Annotated in this window: 3 protein-coding genes and 1 pseudogene; all 4 read left to right on the top strand. The window is 33.3% G+C overall.

Annotated elements, in window-relative coordinates; genetic code table 11:
- The first annotated feature begins 196 nt into the window (after positions 1–196).
- Complete coding sequence (gene modA / locus ACT3RM_RS17345; protein ID WP_441996604.1) at positions 197–934, top strand: molybdate ABC transporter substrate-binding protein; 738 nt, start codon at positions 197–199, stop codon at positions 932–934.
- A gap of 6 nt (positions 935–940) precedes the next feature.
- Positions 941–1,600 carry a molybdate ABC transporter permease subunit gene (gene modB, locus ACT3RM_RS17350; RefSeq protein ID WP_444511461.1) on the top strand — a complete coding sequence of 220 codons (660 nt, stop codon included), beginning with the start codon at positions 941–943 and terminating at the stop codon, positions 1,598–1,600.
- 160 nt (positions 1,601–1,760) lie between these two features.
- Complete coding sequence (locus tag ACT3RM_RS17355; protein ID WP_076919047.1) at positions 1,761–2,330, top strand: hypothetical protein; 570 nt, start codon at positions 1,761–1,763, stop codon at positions 2,328–2,330.
- Positions 2,327–3,253, top strand: a pseudogene (locus ACT3RM_RS17360) (hypothetical protein); the annotation flags it as partial. The gene ACT3RM_RS17355 and the pseudogene ACT3RM_RS17360, both read left to right, overlap by 4 nt.

A 3,253-nucleotide genomic window follows, 5' to 3' on the forward strand; every position in this document is an offset into this window, starting at 1 on the left:
GTTGAGATAAGTGCTTTGGATAATATTCTATCTACAGAATCATAAAATTCGATCTGCTCATTTTGTTTAACTGGTTTTAGAGTCGATAAAATATTTTCAAGGGCAAGTTCAACCGATAATAAACCGGATGCATTAAAGCAATCATTCATATATATTAATTCTTAATATTCTTTATATAATTAAAACAATACTTACAATGTCAATGCTTTACAATAGAGTCAGTTACTATTTTTGTTTTTTACTATTACTTAATATAAATAGTGTGGTGGCAAAAGAGAGTGTTCATATTGCGGTTGCTAGTAATTTTAAGGCGCCATTAGAGCAGTTGCTTAAACAGGCCTCATTTTATAATAATATTGATATAAAAATATCAGCAGGTGCAAGTGGTGTGCTGTATTCGCAAATTATTCATGGTGCGCCGTTTGATATTTTTTTATCAGCTGATGCTAAAAGGCCAGAGCAACTCAGTGAGCAAGGTTTAATTGTTAACGGTAGTTTGAAAACTTATGCCACAGGAAAGCTAGCCCTTTGGCAGCCAGAGGCACATTCAGAGAATCCTTATATTGCGATAGCCAATCCACGTTTATCTCCTTATGGAGAGGCCGCAGAATATTACAATAATCACTATTTAAAAACTGGTTTGACGTTTGCTTTAGCAAACAATATTACACAGGCATTCCAATTTGTAGATAGTGCCAACGCAAGGCTGGGTATAGTTGCCTTAGCTACATTAAAAGCGGCTAATCAGTTACAGCCCGATAGCAAATACGAAGCTTATACGCTGATTCCTGAGACGCAATACCCAGCAATTATCCAGCAAGCAGTAATTTTAAAATCAACTGATAACCTTGCCTTAAGTAATAAAATAATGAATTATCTACTTTCAATAAAGGTGCAAACACAGATTGCTGAATTTGGCTACAAAAAGGATTAATAGTGCATGCTAGACACTGATTTAACCGCATTATTACTCACCATAAAACTGGCTGTTATTACTTCATTATTACTATTGTTTATTTGCTTTCCAATTGCGTGGTTGTTATCAAACTATCAGGGGCGTTTTAAAGCTTATTTTGAAGCCATCATTGCTTTGCCGTTAGTATTACCACCGACTTTATTGGGGTTTTATTTATTGGTCGCATTTTCACCAAATAGTATGCTTGGACAGTTTTGGCAAAGTGTAACGGGCCAGCAATTGGCTTTTAGTTTTTCGGGGATTGTTTTAGGTTCACTCATTTACTCATTGCCTTTTGTTATGCAGCCTTTATTAATTGGCTTTAAACAAATAAATGCTCATTATAATCAGGCGGCTATTGCGCTTGGTTTTAGTGCGAAAAAGCGGTTTTTCTTTTTATTAATACCGCTTCTTAAAAGTACTATTTTAAGTGCTTTTGCACTTGGTTTTGCCCATACATTAGGAGAGTTTGGCTTGGTATTAATGATAGGGGGTAATATACCTGGAGAAACACAAGTGGTTTCGATTGCTTTATATGATCATGTTGAGTCTTTAAATTACCAAGCAGCACATGAATCGAACCACCGACCCCTACCATGTCAAGACGTTAGTTTAATTACTTCTATAAATAATAATCTCCAGTAAATATAATGAATTGCATATTATTACAATAACTTAGATAAAATTTAGTTAATATTAAAATCTGTTTTTGAGTGTTTTACGAACATTTAAAGCTTGATCTGGGCACTATTTAGGCACATTATGAAAATGTCAAAAATGACTACTTATTGTTCTGGTGCTGAATATGATTGATGAGAATGTTGAAGGCAAATTAAAAAAGATCGATGAATTATTAGACAGGTCTACATTTGAGTATATTGTCGCAGAAAATATTACCCTTGAAAAAACCATAGATAATTTAATCAGTAATATAAATTTATTTTCGTTTTTAAAACCAAGTTCAAACGACAGCTTTGATACAATTACTACTTGGAAACTTGATGCTTATCAAGCCCCGATAATTGGATATAAAACTGATAATGAAAAGTTAAAACTAGTCTCTGGCTTATTTACATTTCATAAAGTTTGTCGACTTCAAGAACAGTCAAATCAACTTGTCCCATGTTTGATCCTTCCTAATCGTCCGACACCCGATCTTAGACGTTTAATTTTTCTTAATGATATTGTTCGACTACTTTTTAAGCAGTACTTTAATGCATCCGGCCCTTTAATCTCAGAGTTACTTATTGGCTTATTCAAAGGTGAACAACCAGTAATTGATTCAACAGAATGGCGTACCTTATTTCCAGCTATTAAAACAAAAACAGAATTATGTAAATGGCTTAAAATTAGTACAAAAGTGATTAAATTATGACGGGTACGCTAAAAGTTAAGCTTCTTGAGCATATTGAGTTGTATTGTAAAGGGGTAAACTTGGAAATCAGTATCGAGGATATAAAATCTGACTTTGATGATTTTACTTCTCGCATAAGTGCCCCTGAAGATTTGAGTGGTTTATCACAAGTTTTTTTATTATTAAAAAGGATGAATGATGCGTCACAGAAGCTATGGGAGTTTACTAAAAGTGAGCTATGTCTTCCTGAGTATATTTATTATGCCTTTAATGAGTATGGAGTTGAGCTAGATGCAAGCTCAAGAGAGAGTTTTAATCGCAGCACATATAAAAATGGTTGGTGCAATGAGATACCATTCTATGTATTACTTATTAAATCATATGAGTATAAGCAAGATTCAAAATCATTAAATCTTCTTGCTAATTTTATTGGTAATTATTTTAAAACAATACATACACTCATCGATCCTGAATTAGCTACAAGCTCATCAACAAGAGAAGCTGAGGTTTGTAATAAGTTTCGCTTATTAATGAAAAAGTCCAATATAGCCTTCGAACCAGATAAAGATAAAATATTAACAAACTACCTTGATTCAGCTTCGTCAATCGCGAGTAAGTTAGAGTCAATTATTAATAATGATATATATACTAATAATGTAACGGATAGAGGTTATTTAAATACTTTAATTCATTTTTATAAGAATGACTGGCAACCAGCTCGGCTGTATAAAAGAGGAGGCCGTTACAGAGGCTCCATCGCTAAATGGTATAAAAAACCTAATACTTTACCTATTACTGGGGCTGTTGATAATTTGTCAGTTTTAATACCATCTTTAAACTTTTTATCAGATACAGAGGGACTTAACCCTGAAGATTCTGAGGTTCAGATGCCTTTTGTAATTGATAACAATGAAAGCAATACTGAAAGAGATAAAACCGATCAC

The sequence above is a fragment of the Pseudoalteromonas sp. AOP7-A1-14 genome (genome assembly GCF_052376275.1).
GTDB lineage: Bacteria > Pseudomonadota > Gammaproteobacteria > Enterobacterales > Alteromonadaceae > Pseudoalteromonas.

Bases quoted from the DNA above. Each gene is read 5' to 3' on its own strand.
- modA (WP_441996604.1), top strand. From the start codon at position 197: ATGTCAATGCTTTACAATAGAGTCAGTTACTATTTTTGTTTTTTACTA.
- modB (WP_444511461.1), top strand. From the start codon at position 941: ATGCTAGACACTGATTTAACCGCATTATTACTCACCATAAAACTGGCT.
- ACT3RM_RS17355 (WP_076919047.1), top strand. From the start codon at position 1,761: ATGATTGATGAGAATGTTGAAGGCAAATTAAAAAAGATCGATGAATTA.